Source organism: Kitasatospora sp. NPDC002522, assembly GCF_053595195.1.
In genome coordinates this window covers 232,501-246,689 of the sequence record NZ_JBSFXE010000006.1, presented here as the reverse complement: position 1 = coordinate 246,689, position 14,189 = coordinate 232,501, and the positions used below count along the sequence as shown (strand labels likewise).

15 protein-coding genes are annotated in these 14,189 nt (G+C 73.1%); 2 read left to right on the top strand and 13 right to left on the bottom strand.

Annotated elements, in window-relative coordinates; translation table 11 throughout:
• Window positions 1-231 precede the first annotated feature (231 nt).
• Window positions 232-507 carry a hypothetical protein gene (locus tag ACWD4U_RS07520; RefSeq protein WP_363460002.1) on the bottom strand — a complete coding sequence of 92 codons (276 nt, stop codon included), beginning with the start codon at window positions 505-507 and terminating at the stop codon, window positions 232-234.
• 237 nt (window positions 508-744) lie between these two features.
• Between ACWD4U_RS07520 and ACWD4U_RS07515 the strand changes: the two genes are divergently transcribed.
• The gene (locus ACWD4U_RS07515; RefSeq protein WP_363460001.1) at window positions 745-1,488 is read left to right on the top strand and encodes a hypothetical protein; all 744 of its coding nucleotides are present in this window, start codon (window positions 745-747) and stop codon (window positions 1,486-1,488) included.
• Between the two features lie 95 nt (window positions 1,489-1,583).
• On the opposite strand, the gene ACWD4U_RS07510 is transcribed toward ACWD4U_RS07515, so the two are convergent.
• The 6 genes from ACWD4U_RS07510 to ACWD4U_RS07485 all read right to left on the bottom strand — a co-directional run bounded on the left by ACWD4U_RS07510 (window position 1,584) and on the right by ACWD4U_RS07485 (window position 8,017).
• Entirely contained in the window at window positions 1,584-2,825 is a 1,242-nt protein-coding gene (locus ACWD4U_RS07510; RefSeq protein ID WP_363460000.1) for an ATP-grasp domain-containing protein, read from the bottom strand.
• A gap of 73 nt (window positions 2,826-2,898) precedes the next feature.
• Complete coding sequence (locus ACWD4U_RS07505; protein WP_363459999.1) at window positions 2,899-3,246, bottom strand: hypothetical protein; 348 nt, start codon at window positions 3,244-3,246, stop codon at window positions 2,899-2,901.
• A gap of 31 nt (window positions 3,247-3,277) precedes the next feature.
• A complete protein-coding gene (locus tag ACWD4U_RS07500) occupies window positions 3,278-4,477 on the bottom strand; it encodes an MFS transporter (protein WP_363459998.1) in 1,200 nt (399 codons plus the stop codon).
• A gap of 51 nt (window positions 4,478-4,528) precedes the next feature.
• Window positions 4,529-5,776: an ATP-grasp domain-containing protein gene (locus tag ACWD4U_RS07495; RefSeq protein ID WP_449787128.1), complete on the bottom strand. Its 1,248-nt coding sequence runs from the start codon at window positions 5,774-5,776 to the stop codon at window positions 4,529-4,531.
• A 60-nt stretch (window positions 5,777-5,836) separates the two neighbouring features.
• On the bottom strand, window positions 5,837-7,111 hold the full coding sequence (locus ACWD4U_RS07490) for an ATP-grasp domain-containing protein (protein ID WP_363459996.1): 1,275 nt from the start codon (window positions 7,109-7,111) through the stop codon (window positions 5,837-5,839).
• Window positions 7,112-7,204: 93 nt separating this feature from the next.
• Complete coding sequence (locus tag ACWD4U_RS07485) at window positions 7,205-8,017, bottom strand: hypothetical protein (protein ID WP_363459995.1); 813 nt, start codon at window positions 8,015-8,017, stop codon at window positions 7,205-7,207.
• A 215-nt stretch (window positions 8,018-8,232) separates the two neighbouring features.
• On the opposite strand from ACWD4U_RS07485, the gene ACWD4U_RS07480 reads away from it, so the two are divergent.
• Entirely contained in the window at window positions 8,233-8,727 is a 495-nt protein-coding gene (locus ACWD4U_RS07480) for a hypothetical protein (RefSeq protein ID WP_363459994.1), read from the top strand.
• A 22-nt stretch (window positions 8,728-8,749) separates the two neighbouring features.
• Here the strand turns inward: ACWD4U_RS07480 and ACWD4U_RS07475 are convergent, their stop codons facing one another.
• The 6 genes from ACWD4U_RS07475 to ACWD4U_RS07450 all read right to left on the bottom strand — a co-directional run bounded on the left by ACWD4U_RS07475 (window position 8,750) and on the right by ACWD4U_RS07450 (window position 14,159).
• Window positions 8,750-9,076, bottom strand: a complete 327-nt coding sequence (locus tag ACWD4U_RS07475; RefSeq protein ID WP_363459993.1) for a hypothetical protein — start codon at window positions 9,074-9,076, stop codon at window positions 8,750-8,752.
• Between the two features lie 167 nt (window positions 9,077-9,243).
• Complete coding sequence (locus ACWD4U_RS07470) at window positions 9,244-10,965, bottom strand: relaxase/mobilization nuclease domain-containing protein (RefSeq protein WP_363459992.1); 1,722 nt, start codon at window positions 10,963-10,965, stop codon at window positions 9,244-9,246.
• Window positions 10,955-11,368 (bottom strand): plasmid mobilization protein, encoded by a 414-nt coding sequence (locus ACWD4U_RS07465; RefSeq protein ID WP_363459991.1) that lies wholly within the window; start codon window positions 11,366-11,368, stop codon window positions 10,955-10,957. The genes ACWD4U_RS07470 and ACWD4U_RS07465 overlap by 11 nt, the downstream gene beginning before the upstream one ends.
• A 254-nt stretch (window positions 11,369-11,622) precedes the next feature.
• Entirely contained in the window at window positions 11,623-11,847 is a 225-nt protein-coding gene (locus ACWD4U_RS07460; RefSeq protein WP_363459990.1) for a hypothetical protein, read from the bottom strand.
• 51 nt (window positions 11,848-11,898) lie between these two features.
• Window positions 11,899-13,620, bottom strand: coding sequence for a DUF2637 domain-containing protein (locus ACWD4U_RS07455; protein ID WP_363459989.1), 1,722 nt, complete (start codon window positions 13,618-13,620; stop codon window positions 11,899-11,901).
• Complete coding sequence (locus ACWD4U_RS07450) at window positions 13,617-14,159, bottom strand: WhiB family transcriptional regulator (protein ID WP_363459988.1); 543 nt, start codon at window positions 14,157-14,159, stop codon at window positions 13,617-13,619. Before ACWD4U_RS07450 ends, ACWD4U_RS07455 begins: the two co-directional genes overlap by 4 nt.
• Window positions 14,160-14,189: the final 30 nt, after the last annotated feature.

Sequence of the window (14,189 nt, the reverse complement as noted above, 5' to 3'; positions counted from 1 at the left end):
GGTTTCCCTCCTGGGGGTTGGGGGGTGTGCGGTTTTCCGGCGCGGGGTTCGCCTCCCCGCGCAACTGCCCTCGGGGGGGTGGGGCACAAGGAACTTCCTTGTGCCCCACCGCCCTTCGGCGCTTACAGCGTCGGATCGAGGCAGCGGGTGGTCGAGGACCGTCGTCCGGTCTGCCACGGCTTGTCGGCGGTCGGACCGGAGGGTCCTGGCCGGCGCCCTGCCGGTGCAGGGTCAGTTGAAGTAGATCCCTGCGAACTCGCCCCCGAAGCCCAGGTCGGTCATCGCCTGCTCGGCGTCATCCCAGGAGCGGTCCGCGTAGGCGAAGTTCGCCTCGAAGAAGTCGAAGTCCAGCTCCCCCTCCTCCCATTCGTGGCCGCAGCGGCAGCGCACAAAGACCCGCTGACGGGTCTCCAGGAGCAGCCAGTCCCGGTTCGCCCGGCACGAGGCGCAGACGACCAGGGTGCCCCGCGGGTTCAGCTCGGCGGGGTACTCGACGGTACGGATCACGGCGCCACCCGGAGCGGGCTCAGGCACCATCACCGCGTAGTCCGGGATGTGCAGGTCGGCCGGGAGCGGGGGGAGGTTCGAGGGGTCGTTCGGGTTCAGATCGCGTCTCGGCGAGTCCGACAAGCTGCAAGCCCTTTCGCTGGAGAGATGGTGGCTCTAACCGGGCGTCGGACTGGAATATTCCCATTTTCAGGGACCGATACCTGATCGTGATCTTTCTGCGGCTACCGTGTTCCCATGTCCCGCTCTTGCGCCTTCTGCGGCGGTCGCCCGCTGAGCAAGGAACACGTTCTCGGCCAGTGGATGCGCGTCGCCTTCGCGCCCGAGGACCTCGTGAACGGCCTCCACTACCGAGCCAACACTGCCACCACGCACCAGCACGCCCAGGGCCTGCTCAACGGCACGGTCAAGGCCGTGTGCAAGCCGTGCAACAACGGGTGGATGAGCGGCCTCGAATCCGGAGTGAAGCCTTTCCTGCCTGCGATGATCAACGGGCGTCAGGTGTTCCTCAACCGCGAGCAGCAGCAGGTACTCGCCGCGTGGAGCCTCAAGACCATGTTGATGATGGCGAAGGCGCACAACCCGCCCGAGCCGATCATCCCTGCCGGCGACTACACCGACTTCTACCGCGAGCGTCGACCGAGCGCGGCGATGGTGGCCCGCACCGGGTTCGCGCTGATGCCGGAGAACGCGCAGGTCGCCCTCGCCAGCGACTTCTCGTGTCATGCCCTGGTGGTCCCGGATGGACACGGGTACCTCGCCACACTGCGCCTCGGGATGTTCGTGGTGCAGATCCTCAGAGCGGGCCCGTTTCCTGGGCGCGCTATCAGGCCGTTCGCGCCGACGCTGCAGCTCGCGCCTCTGTGGCCGGTGGGCGAGCCCCGGTCCTGGCCCCCGGTCCTGCCGATCTTGCACCAGCACTGGGCGAGTCTGGCCGCACCGGATCCGGTGCCGTTGGAGCTAGTGAGCCTGGACGCCTGAGCCACGCGCAGCCGCCCCAGCTGGCGAAGCTGCCCAGCTGAGGCGGCTGTTCTCCCCCGTGGCCCTCAACCAGGCCCGCCGGGTCGGGCGCTGGCTCAGGCGGCCCCGGTCACCTGGACGTCGAGCAGGCCGGCTACCTGCTCTAGGCGCTCGTGGACCTGGTCGGCGTCGGTGCCGGTGACCACGAAGTGCGCGAGGCGGCCGGTGTGCAGGTTGCCGCCCTGGTCTGCGGAGAGGATCTGCTCACCGGTCTCGCGCTCGAAGCACAGCCGCTCCAGCCAGGCGGGGGTGCCGAGCTCTTCTCGAGCCTGTGCTCGGCGGACGGTGCCCGAGGTAGCGGGCGACAGGAAGCTCACCCCCGCGGCCTCGTGGCGGGTGGGGGTGAGGTCGGGCTCGCGGCCCAGGGCGATGTCCGCGGCGACGGCGGGCAGGTCGATTCCGGTGGCCAGTTGGACCAGTCGGCCGATGAGGTCCCCGCCGATGCGGGCGTTGACCTCGATCAGGCGCGGGCCGTCGCTGGTCAGCCGCATCTCGACGTGGGACACGCCCGCGTTGACGCCGAGGGCGTCCAGCGCGGCCTCGGCGATGGGGCCGACCTGCGCGAGGAGCGGGTCCGCGGCGACGACGGTGTGACCGACCTCCTGGAACAGCGGCTCGGGGCCAAGGGCCTTGCGGGTGACGGCGACCGGGGTGGTGATGCCGTGCGCGGTGACGCACTCCACCGAGATCTCCGGCCCGTCGAGGTACTCCTCCACCAGGACGCCGGAGCCTTCCGTGCCCTGGCCGGCGGCCTGCCCGGAGGTGTAGGCGAAGGCGGCCGGCAGGTCTTCGGCCCGTTCGACCTTGATCACGCCGATGCTGGCGGCGTGGGCGGCGGGCTTGAGGACGACGGGGTATCCGATGCGACGCGCGGCCGTGTTCGCGGTGACGAGCGAGGTGGCCCGGATCGACTGCGCGGAGGGCACGCCCTCGGCCGCCCAGACGGCGCGGGCGGCGGACTTGTTGCGGCAGGCGGCGGCGGTCGCGGACGACTGGCCGGGCAGGCCGAGGTCGGTGGCGATCTGCGCGGCGGGCAGCAGGCAGTATTCGTCCCAGGTGAGCACTCCGGCGATGGTGTGGCGCTCCCCGAGGCGGGCGACCGCTGCGCGCAGGGCGGGCAGGTCGTGGGGGTCGGCGACCTCGTGGTCGACGATGTGCGCCAACTGCCAGGTCGGCGCGGTGGAGTCGACCAGGACGACGCGGTGGCGGCGCGCGACGCTTTCCAGGCAGTAGGCGCGGTAGGCGGGGTTGCCCATGGAGATGACGAGCAGGACGGTGTCGTCGGCGGCGTGGGGCATGCAGTCTTTCCGATCGGGGCTGCGAGGCTCAGGAGGTGGCGCGGTGACGCGGTCGGGCCCGAGGGGGCTCGGGTCAGGCGCGGCCGAGGTCGTAGACGTGCTCGACGGCGTCGCTGGTGGTCCATGTGCTGCCGGACCCGTTCGCGGGGACGGTGCGGGTCGTCAGGGCGTAGGCGTTGCCATCCCAGACAACTTCGATCCGATGGGCGGTCGAGCACCTGTTGTGCCAGTACACCGTCGTCGAGAACCAGCCGCTGTCGTCCCAGGACCAGGCGAAGCACCCGGCGACCCCGCGGTGGGTGGCCGCGAGGGCCGGGGTGGCGGACAGGCCGACGACGGCGAGGGCCGTGGCCAGGACCGTCGCGACGCGGCGGCGCGCCGGCGTGGTGCGGGTCCGGTCCTTCTTGCGCAGTGGGGCCATAGAGGTCTCCTTCGGGAAGTGGCGGGCGTGGTCAGCCGCGGGCGGGGCGGCGGTTGGCGGGCTGGAGGGCGAAGACGGCGGCGCACGCCGAGGCCAGGACGGTGCTGCCGGTCCACAGCCACCCGGGTCCGTTGTCCAGGGCCAGGGCACCGAGCAGCGGGGCGGCCAGGGCGGATCCGCCGAACGCGGCACCCCAGACGCCGAGGTAGCGTCCCCGTGCCCCGTCGGGTGCAAGTTCGGTGACGTACGCGGCGGCGCCGACGCAGAAGGCCATCTCGCCCAGGGTCCACACGGCGGCTGCGGCGACGTAGGCGGTGGCGGAGTGGGCGAGGCCGTTGGCGCCCATGCCCAAGCCGATGGCCAGCGCTCCGGCTGCGGTGGTCCGCAGGGGTGCGCTGCGGTCCATCAGCGGCTGGAGCAGGGGTTGCAATGCCAGGACGGTGACGGCGTTGGCGACATTGACCGCGCCGTAGACCGCGGGCGAGAGGCCGCTGGCGTGGATGGCCAGCGGGATGCCGTACACCATCTGCTGGTACACGGTGAGCGTGGCCAGCGACAGGCCGGTGAACGTGAGCAGGCGCCGGTCGGCCAGGACGCTGCGGTACCGGACGGGGTCGGAGGCGGTGACCGGCTGGTCGCGGGTGGCGGGCAGGGCGAGAATGACCAGGGCGAAGACGACGCAGGTCAGGGCGTCGACTGCGCACAGCCAGCCCATGTGGGCGCTGGCGAGGTAGCCGCCGACGATGCCCGCGACGGCGGCGCCCGCGTTCAGCATCCAATACTGCAGGCCGAAGCCGCGGGCGCGCTGACGCTCGGTGAGGACGTCGCCGATCCATGCGGTGATCGCGGTGCGCGGCGCATCGAAGACCAGGCCGATGGCGATGGCCAGGACGACCAGTTCGGTGACGGTGGTGGCCGCGGCGAGCAGTCCGTACGCCGCGGCGGTCAGCGCGAGGGAGACGACGATGGTGCTCTTGCGGCCGAACCTGTCGGCGGCAACGCCGGACAGCGGCTGGCCGAGCACCCACCCGGCGCCGAACGCGGCCAGGACCTGGCCGGCCGTGCCGATCGACAGGTGGAGCTGGGTGACCAGGTACAGGGTGAGGTACGGGACGAGGACGGCGCCGATGCGGCTGACGCCGAAGCCGATCACCAGCACCCAGTACGTGGCCGGTAGGCGGTTGGAGGGGCGGGTGGTCGTCGGTTCGGCTTCGGCGGCAGCTGTCGTCAAGGGGCTTCTCCGGCTGTGGAGTTCGGGTGGTGGAGGGTCAGGGGTGGTGCGCTACTCGGCGCGGATGTCCAGCGCGGCGCGCAAGTCGGCGACCTCCTGGTCGAGCGTGTCGAGGTGGTCGGGGACGTAGAGCACCCGGCCGGCGCGGGTCATGGTGCCGATGCCGGCGGGCGCGGGCTGGCCGACGGTGAGGCGGATGTCGGCGTGGAGCACGCCGGGCAGCTCCTCGATGGCGTCTTGGTCGGCGACGTTGGTCACGGTCCCTGCGGGGGCGGGGATCATGACGGCGGTCAGCGCGGGGAAGCGCGGGGTGGTGTCCAGGTCCGGGCGCGTGTCGGTGGCGAGGGCGGCCAGGGTGGCGGGCAGGTCGAAGGCGTACATCACGGAGGCGAGTTCGGTGATGCTGCCGCCGCCCGGGCGTGCGCCGGCTTCGCCGATGAACAGGCCCTTGGTGCGGTCGCGCAGGATCTCGCAGTGCACCGCGCCGCTTTGTGCGCCGAGTGCGGCGGCGGCGCGGGTAGCCAGGTCGGCGATGTCCCGGGCGTCGGGGTGGTCGGGCGGCAGGACGGTATCGAAGGAGGCGTCGCCGACGCTCTGTAGGAGCGGGGCGTCGTAGCGGCCCGGAACCGCGAGGAGCACGGTCCCGCGGTGGACGTACAGGTCGCAGAAGAACTCGGCCTCGACGTCGAGGAACTGCTCGACGAGGAATCCGTGGGGGGCCTCGTGCAGGGAGTCCAGGACGTGGCCGGCGGTGAGGCGGCCGGTCGGGTCGGTGATCCGGGTGTCGAACGCTCCGGTGTCGACGAGTTCCTTCAGGTGGTCCGGGTCGCGCACGACGAACGTGTTCAGCGTGGCCAGCCCGGCTCGGGGCTTGACCAGGACGGGCCAGCCCAACTCGCGTGCGGCGGTGGCGACCTCGTCGGCGTGGTGGACGACCCGGTGGCGGGCGACGGGAAGACTGGCGGCGGCGAGGGCGGTCTTCATGGTCGCCTTGTCGGTGTAGGCGCGGGCGGCGTCCACCGTCAGGCCCGGCAGTGCGCGCAGCTGCCGCAGGTGCGCGGCGGCGACGATGGCCTGCTCGTCGATCGTGGCGATGGCGTCGACGTCGGGCAGCGCGGGTTCCAGCGCGGTCAGGGCGTCGAGGTCGTCCCAGTGCTCGACCGTGTGCCGGGTGGTGCCGGGGATGCTGTCCGTCCCGGCCGGCTGGAGAACGGTGACGGTGTGGCCGGAGGCGAGGAGGGCGTTTTCGAGCAGGGGGTTGCCGGTGGACAGGACGAGGACGTGCATCAGCTGGGTCACTCCGGTGGGTGGTGTGGGGGGGACGCGGATGGGGGTGGTGTGGCGGTCCGGTGCGGGGGTCTAGCGGACTGGTCGGGCTTCGTGCGGTGGCAGCTCGCTGGTGGTGATCTGCCAGGCGGTGGCGGCCTGGTGGGCTCGGGCCTCGGCCTGCTCGGAGGTGTCTCCGATGGCGAAGACGTGGGCGGCGGGGGTGAGCGAGCCGACGCGGGTGGGGCTCTGCTGGCCGACGTGGACGAGCTGGTGCACCTCGATGACGCCGGGTCGCTTCCGGAGTTCGTCGGCGTCTTCCATTCCGGTGATCCAGCCGGGTGGGGCGATCGGGGCGGCCCAGGCCACGGCGGGGCCGTCGTGGCGCGGTTGCGCCTTCGGCGTCAGGCCCATGGCCAGGTCGGCGGCGAGCGACCAGGGGTCGATGCCGTGCCGGAGCCGGAGGAGGTGGGGCAGCATGGCGCCGCCGGGCCGCAGGCCGATCTCGCCGACCAGCAGGTCGCCGGAGCGTGCGCGCAGGATCTCGACGTGGGCGAACCCGGTGCGCAACTGGAGGGCGTCGGCGGCGTCGCGGGCCAGGTCGACGACCTGTTGGGCGTAGTCGTCGCCCGAACCCAGGAGCACCGCGCCCAGGACGGAGGCGCCCAGCAGGGGCCCGGGATATCGGCCCGGCACGGCGTAGACCTCGCGGCCGTGGTGGCGGAGGATCTCGCAGTGGTACTCGGCGGCGACGTCGATTCCCTCCTCGGCCATGAGGCCGCCGCTGGCGTGGTCCAGTCCCCGGTGGATGCCGGAGGCGTGAAGGCTGGCGGGCAGCGCCTGGGGGCCGAAGGCGTCGCTGCCGCGCAGGCGGTCGAGGTGGGCTTGGTCGCGAACGAGGAGGGTGCCGATCGCGGCGAACCCCCTGCGGGGCTTCACGACGACCGGCCAGCCGAGCAGCTCGGCAGCGCTCTCGATGTCGGCGACGCTGTCCAGTGGGACGTGCCAGGCGACGGGGACGCCGGCGGCGGTGAGCACCTCCTTCTGGAGGTGCTTGTCCGTTCCGGCTGCGGCGGACTTCGCGGACTGGCCCGGCAGGCCCAGCCGACCGCGCAGGAAAGCGGCGGCCCGCAGGCAGGGCTCGTCGGTGGTGACCACCGATTCGACGGGCAGTGCGGCCAGTTCGTCGGCGAGGGCGGACAGCTCCCGCTGGTCGTCCCAGGCGGCGATGGTCAGCATCGGGTACGGGACGCCGTTGGCCCGGCGGTCGTCTTGGACGGCGGGCGGTACGACGGCGAGGATCTGCTGCCCGCGCTCGGTGAGCAGGTCCTCAAGGTGGGAGCGGAGGGCGGAGAGTACGACGAGCATGGCGACGCTCCTTCTTCTGTACGTGGCGGGGAACGGGTTGCGCTGCGGGCGGACCGGCAAGGCACTGTGGCGGCACGCCGCACCGAACGGGCGCTACCGCGGGCGGGCGACCGGCTGGTGGGGCTGGCCGGTGGCCGCTTGGTGCAGCCCTTCGCGCGGTGCCGGCGGCGCGGCCGGGGGCAGGGCTGGCGAGGTGGTGCGGGCGGCCGAGTCGCGGGTGGATGACAGCACCGGCGCGGGGGCGGCCTGGACGACCACGTCAAGGAGAGCGGAGGGGCAGACGTAGCCGATGTCGTGGCCCTGGAAGGAGCGGACGGCGCGGGTGACCGCGGCGCTTCGCTCGGCGAGTCCGGTCGCGCCGGGAGGCAGCTGGAACCGGACGTCCGTGGTGGTGGAGCGGTCGACGAAGCCCGCCTCGCGCAGCAGCTGCTCGGCCCGGGCCTGGGTGGCCAGGAGTTCGTCGCGGCCAGGGACGCCCAGCTGCTCCAGGCGCTGGTACACGGCCGCGAGCATCGCGGGCACGCTGCCCCGGTTGTGCTCGTGCGGGCCTCCGGGCTCGCTGTTGTAGATCACCTCGAACTGGTCGCTGTCCTCCGGGTGGTCCCGGGTGACGTGCCAGCTGTCGGGGAACCCGGGGATGGAGTCGCCGATGTCGCCGGTCTCCTGCGGCGGTGAGATCGTCAGGTGCGCGCCGTCGGGCAGCAGCGCGTGGACGATGTACTCGCTCAGTCCGAAGTCCTCGACGCACTCCAGCCCGCGGTGTTCGAGCGGGCCGGTGATGTGCGGGTACCGGCGGCTCACCCTGGCGGCGTCAAGGGGCCTGGGCGTGAAGGGGCCGTAGACGTAGGCGTTCAGCTCGTCGGGCTTCTCGGTGAACAGGACGGTCACCTGGGGCTCGGACTCCACGGGCACTCTCTTCTGCTGCGCGGGACAGGGGTGGTGCGCCCGCCGACGCAGCGTCGATCGCGTCCGTCGGCGGGCGGATCACCAGATTCCGCGCCGAGCGGCCGGATGCATCCGGCCGATCTTGTGGTAGTGCCGCCGCGGCAGCCTGGACCAGTCGGAACGTCGTGGGCCAAGATCACGCTCAGCCCCAGCCACTCGTCTCAGGAGGCGCTTCGATGGACAGCAACGATCTGTGGTACCTGGCCGGTCGGCACGCCGAGCGCTTCGCCCCCGCCAGCGACTACCTCGCCCGGCGTTGGGATCAGGCGGTCCGCGAGGCGGCCTCGCTGATCGAGCCGGGCCTGCCCGAGCACTACGGCTACGGCCCGTTCGTCCCCGCGCTGGACGTTCTCGCCCTCGCGCTCTACGCCCGGGACGACTTCGACCCCGGACATGGTCCGGGGTCGTGTGAGATCGCCGACATGCTGGCGTCGCCCGAGGCGGAGCAGCGGATTCGTGAGGGGTTGGCCGAACGCGGCCATGGCTCTCCCGGTGACCGGTTGCTGGAGCTGTTCTCCCAGCTGACGCGGGAGAAGCAGTGGGATCCCAGCTGGGACGCTCTCCCTTCGCTGGAGCAGCCGTTCCCGGGGACGGCCTTCCGCTGGGCGGCGGGATGGTCCGACTACTGGCTGCGCAATCGCGCGCCTCGGGCTGACCGAGCAGTCGTCTGACCGTCCGGCGCCGCGGTTGCAGTCAGCTGATGCTCGCGCCGACCGGGCTCCCGCAGAACGAGACAGTCGACCGGCTGCATAGGTACCACCCGCTGACCGGGAGGCCGTCCTCTCCCTGCCAGGTGATCTGCGCCGACCAGCGCAGGCTGCCCAGGCGCAGCCGCCAGTGTTCGATCCGGGCGGGTCGCCACTGCCCGCCGACGCGGATCTGCGCCCGCGCCCAGCGGGCCTCCGCCGGCCAGGTGCGGCCCGGGCCGGTCAGCAGAGCTGCCGGTGCGGGCGTCGCGTCCCCGTCGTCGTCCCCGAGGTGGAGTCGTTCGGGGCGGGGGTGCGGGAGGGCGGCGCTCATACCGCCATCGTACGCCTGTTCGATTTTCGTTTTCTGTTCCTTCCTTCGCTCCGGCCGAGTGCCGGAAACGCCGAGGACGCCAGCCCTGCGGGGCTGGCGTCCTCGGTGCTGCTTTCTCAGAGCGAGGCCACGTTAGCGTGCCGGACCCGACGGCGTATCGGGTTCGGTCAGCGCGTCGGGCGTCGCCTCGGCGCGGGCGCCGCAGCGGCAGCCTGTCCGATCCGGGTGCCGGTGCCGCGCCTCGCGGTGGCGGGCTCGGGTGCAGCCGTCAGCCCGGCGATCCGCCGGACCCGCCACACCATCACGGCGGTGACCGAGTCGGCGGTGTCCAGCTCTCGCCATGACCTGGCCTCCTCCAGCAGGGCGGCCGGGTCGTGGCCGGCGGCCTCTGCCTCGGCGAGGGTCGCGGCGAGCGCGTCCCAGCCCTCCTGCTCCCGAGGGGCGCCCTCGGCGTCGGCCAGCCGGGTGCGGATGATCTCGTTCTGGCGTTCGCGGACCGCCGTCGGCAGCGTCCGGCCGCTGTGGGCCATCGCGGCCATGGGCCTGGCGGCAACCGTCCGGTACGCCGCGCGCAGTTCGCGGGCGGCGGCGTCGGCGGCAGCGGCCTGCTGGGCGTGGCCTCGGCCGGAGTGCCAGCGGGCGGCGGCGATGGCCAGCAGGACCAGGGCGGACAGCAGCATGGCCGTCGCGCCGCCGTCCTCGCCCCTGTTGGTGGCGTAGCCGCTGGACAGCATCTGCCGAGCGGCGTAACGCAGGTTCCGGTTGTCGGCGCGCTCGGCGCGGATGTGGCTGCGCGAGGCACGCTCGAACGCCCGCGCCGCTGCGAGGAGCTGGGCGCGGGTGTCGGCCGGTGCGCGGATGGCGATCACGTCGATGACCTCGATCGCTCCAGTGAGCTGGGCGGCGACCTGCTCGTCTTCGCCTTCGTCGATCGTCCGGGCGGCGGCCTCGACCGCCTGGGCTGCACCGCGCCGGGCCTGTGCGGCGCGCGAACCGGGGGTGCGGGTCTTGCCCGTCGCCGCGCCGTCGGGCGGCACGGTGTCGGCGGCGTCGACCGGTCCGGCGCCCAGGCGCTTGCGGATACGGGGCAGGGACAGGTCCGGGGCGAGCCGGGAGCCGCCGAAGAACACCGGCTCGCCGTTGGCGTTGCGGTCGTCCGGGTGGGCGACGGAGTATCCGAGCACGTCGCCCGACGGTCCGGTCTTGAAGCTGACCAGGAGACCAGCTGTCTTGAGCCGGTCGAGGAACTCCTGCTCGTCGGCAGCGCCAGCGAGGGCGCGCCGGACGGCGTCGCGCAGCTGGAGCCGGACGGGCTCGCCTTTGCCGAGGCGCTTCGCCTTGTGGCCTTCGGCGCTGGTGGGCCGCTTGGCGGCGGTCCCGTCGCCCTGGTTCAGCTCCTTGAGGCCGAAGTCCTTCTCAATCTGGCGACATGCGGCCTGTGCGCGGGTCGCGTCGCCGTTCAGGCGGGCTTGGCGCAGGTCGCCGCGCACGATGGTGGCCATGATGTGGATGTGGCGCGCGTCGTGGCGGACCGCGATCCAGCGGCAGCCGTCGGGGTCGCCGGGCTCGGCGATGCCGGCGGCGGCGACCACGCGGCGGGCGACCTCGGCCCACTCCTCGTCTGTGAGGAGCCGGTCGCCGGGGTCCGCGCTGACGGGGCAGTGCCACACGTGCCGCTTCGGCTTGCGGGCGCCGAGTTGGTTGACCCGCAGGTCGAGGGCGGCCTCCAGTTGCGAGAGCGTGGCGTGCGGGTCGCGGCCGGGGTCCGGGGCGAAGCCGTCCCAGCTGGCGACGATGTGGGGGTCTTCGTGTTCTTCGTGTTTGCCGGGGCCGAAGAGGTAGGCCAGCAGTCCGTACGTCTTCGACCCGCGGCTGATGTCAGGGACCACCGGCGGCCCTGGTGGCGAGCTGATAGGCGGTGCGGTCGACGGTGGCGATGGCGGCGCGGACCGCGCCGAGTGTGGCGTCGAGGTCGGCAGGTCGGACCTGGCCGCCGGCGTTGAAGGCGAACGCGATCTGGTTCAGGTTGTTGCCGACCCGGGCGAGGTGGGCGCGGGCGGAGACGAGGGTGTCGACGGCTCGGTCGAGTTGGTCTTGCGGGTCGCGGGCGCTGCTGTGGCCGCGGGCGGCGGCGAGCGTGCTGGTGGCGACGAAGCGGGAGACGGTCTGCTCGCGCTGCTCGGCGGCGGTGGTGATCTCGTCGCGCTCGGCGGCGTTGAAGCGGGTGACGATGCGGTGGGGGCGCTGCTGGGCGTCGCGGTGGCGGCGGCGCGGGCGGCGCTTGGGCGTCAACTCGGCTTCGGCTTCTTGGGGTTGTGGCGTGGTCGTGGCTTCTCCTTTCCTCGGTTCCCGGAGCGCCCTCGCTCCGGATTCCTGGGTGGAGTCGAGCGCCCTCGCTCGGCTCCGCCCAGGTCCCTCGCCCCCCTGGGGCGAGGGCAAGTGCCTGGGGCGGCCCGTAGGGCTGCCCCAGGCGATAGCTTGCTGCGCCGTCGGTGCCCGTCCCCGTCCCGGACGGCGGGGTCAACTCGCTTCCACGGCAACGGATTTCACGGCCTCGATCCGGCCTCCAGCTGGTAGTCGACGAGCACGTCGACGGCGTACTCGATCACCTCCGGCGGCGACTCCAGGACGAACTGCGGGCCGCTGCGGGTGCGGCGGACGATCCAGCTGCCGTCGCTGGCTCCGTCTGCGGTGTGGAGGAGGCCCTGCTCGCGCAGCAGGCTCATCAGGCCGGTGGCGAGGTGCTCGTCGGTGTTGCTCTTGGCGGTCAAGTCGGTTCCTAGGGTGGAGTGGGGGCCGGTTGTGCGGCGGTTTCGGGCAGGTCAGCGGCGCGCGGGCGGGGGTTTGCCCTCGATGTCCTTCAGCTCCCGCAGGAGCTGGCCGAGCGCGGTGTTGTTGATGGGCACGTTCTGGGCGCGGAGGCCGGCGCGCAGGGTTTCGCGGGTCAGGCGTCCCTCGGCGGTGGCCGCCACGGTCCGTCCGATCGGCAGCAGCGCCTCCAGCTCGTCGTCGCTCAGCTGGCGCTTGCGGACTTCGCGCTCCGGTCCCGGGTCAGCGCCGGGGACCGGGGACGGGGCGGCGGGGACGGTCCCGGTGGTGGTGCTGGCCGTGGGGACGGCCGGCGGTCCCGGTCGGTCCCCGCCGGGGACGGTCGAGGTGATCGGGGTCGGGTCGGTCCCGCGTCGGGGACCGGCCTCGTTCGCGGGGACCGGTCCCGGCCGGGCTTCGGGGCCGGTCCCCGTGCTCGCGGTCCCCGGTGCCGGGACGGCCCGCAGGACGGTCGGGGTGGGGACGGTCCCGGGGTCGCGGGGACGGCCCGCCGCGGCTTCGGCCGGGGTGGGGACGGCCGGGACCGGGGACGGGGAGGCCGCTGCGGGTGCCGGGTGGCGCTGGATTGCGGTCGCCGTGGCGGCGCTGACCCGGCCGGTCCCGGCGGCCTCGCCCAGCCGGTTCGCGGCGGTGCCGTTGGGGACCGGTCCCGCCCCGTCGCCGGGACCGGGTTCGGCTACCGGGACCGGTGTCGTGGGGACGGCGGGGGGCGCCGCGTGCACCAGCGGGGCGGAGACGGACGGATCGGCGGGGACGGTCCCGGACGAGGTGCTCACCGGTCCCGGGGACGGAGGGGTGACCGAGACGGTCCCGGGCTCCGGGACGGGATTCGGGGGGACGGCCCCGGCGGGTCCGGGGACGGGGACCGTCCCGGCGGTGGGGACCGTTCCGTTCTCTGGGGCGATCCCGCGGGTGGGATCGGCGGCGGGGGTCTGGGGACCGGGGACGGTCCCGCTGGTGGCGGCGGGCTCAGTGCTGGGGACGGGGACGGCGGTGCTGGTGGCGGCCGGTCCCGGCGGGAGGGCGGTCGGCTCCTGGGGGGCCTTGGTCAGGGACACCGGGGACGGGGTGGGGACGGCGGGCAGTTCATGGTGCGGGTCCGCGGTCGCCGAGGCCGCGCTGTCGAGGACAGCGGTCTCGGTCAGCTTGCGGTTCCACCACCGGGTCCGGACGGCCGGATTCGTCTGGCCGTCCTCGCTGGAGGTGTCCTTCCGACTCCACCAGTTGGCCTTGGCCGGCTTCTGCGTCCTCGAGTTGGTCGCGGAGTCAGCGTCGGCGCCGGAGGTGTGCCGGGACATCACGATGTAGAGGTGGGTGGCGCCGCCGAGCACCAGCGGGGCGATGGTGCTGAGCACGCCGACGGACCAGTCCGGCAGGTGCAGTCCCTCGCCGGCCGGGGTGAGGTCGTTCAGGCGCACGGCGTGGGTCCAGTTGGCCCAGACGCTCGTGGCCGTGGCACTGCCGAACACCGACCAGGTGTAGACGCGGGCCCGCAGCGGCGCTTCCTTGAGCACGACCAGGGCCCGGGTGCCGTAGGCGATGAACCCGTCGATGGCGACGGGGAACAGGTAGGTCAGTTCGGGCCGGATGTGCATGGCGACGGCCATCTGCTGCAAGGCGTCGTAGGACAGGGCGCCGCCGACGCCGCCCATGGCGCCGATCGCGGCCTTGTCCCACCAGGACATGCCCGGTGTGGTTCGCTGTTCGTCGCTCACGCGGCCACCGCCCGGCGGGTGGTCATGGAGGCGGCGATGCGCTGTTCGCGCTGCACGGCCAGCGGCTGGTTCTCCATGTCGGCGCGGGCGTCGCGCAGCAGCTCCAGGGCGTACTTGCGGCTGATGCCGAGGGCGCGCGACCAGATGTTCACGTCCAGGCCGAGGATCGCGGCGACGGTGACCACGGAGGTGCGCTCCGGCCAGGACAGGCTGACGGATCGGCCGGCGAGGGCCTCGCGGATTCGCGGCTCCTCCCAGCGGTGGACGTTGGCGCGGCGGTGGAGGACGTCACGCTCGCCTTTGGTCAGGCCGGCGCGGATGCCCTCGCGGTCGTTCAGGTCCAGGGCTTCCTGCAGGCACTGCTGGCTGACGACGCAGGAGCGGCACATCGACTTGGCGGCGGCGGTCTCCTCCGCCTGGTCGGGCAGCGGGTGGAACAGGTCCGGCTGCGCGGTGCCGGCGCAGGCGGCGTCCTTGACCCAGTTGTGGTCGCGGCGGCGGGCGGCGAGCTGGATCGGGGCGGGCAGGGTGTCGGGCACGGTTGCGGTGGTCTCCGAGGTGGGCCTGCT

Bases quoted from the DNA above. Each gene is read 5' to 3' on its own strand.
- ACWD4U_RS07510 (WP_363460000.1), bottom strand. From the start codon at position 2,825: ATGCCCCACGCCGCCGACGACACCGTCCTGCTCGTCATCTCCATGGGC.
- ACWD4U_RS07480 (WP_363459994.1), top strand. From the start codon at position 8,233: ATGGACAGCAACGATCTGTGGTACCTGGCCGGTCGGCACGCCGAGCGC.
- ACWD4U_RS07475 (WP_363459993.1), bottom strand. From the start codon at position 9,076: ATGAGCGCCGCCCTCCCGCACCCCCGCCCCGAACGACTCCACCTCGGG.
- ACWD4U_RS07515 (WP_363460001.1), top strand. From the start codon at position 745: ATGTCCCGCTCTTGCGCCTTCTGCGGCGGTCGCCCGCTGAGCAAGGAA.
- ACWD4U_RS07490 (WP_363459996.1), bottom strand. From the start codon at position 7,111: ATGCTCGTCGTACTCTCCGCCCTCCGCTCCCACCTTGAGGACCTGCTC.
- ACWD4U_RS07505 (WP_363459999.1), bottom strand. From the start codon at position 3,246: ATGGCCCCACTGCGCAAGAAGGACCGGACCCGCACCACGCCGGCGCGC.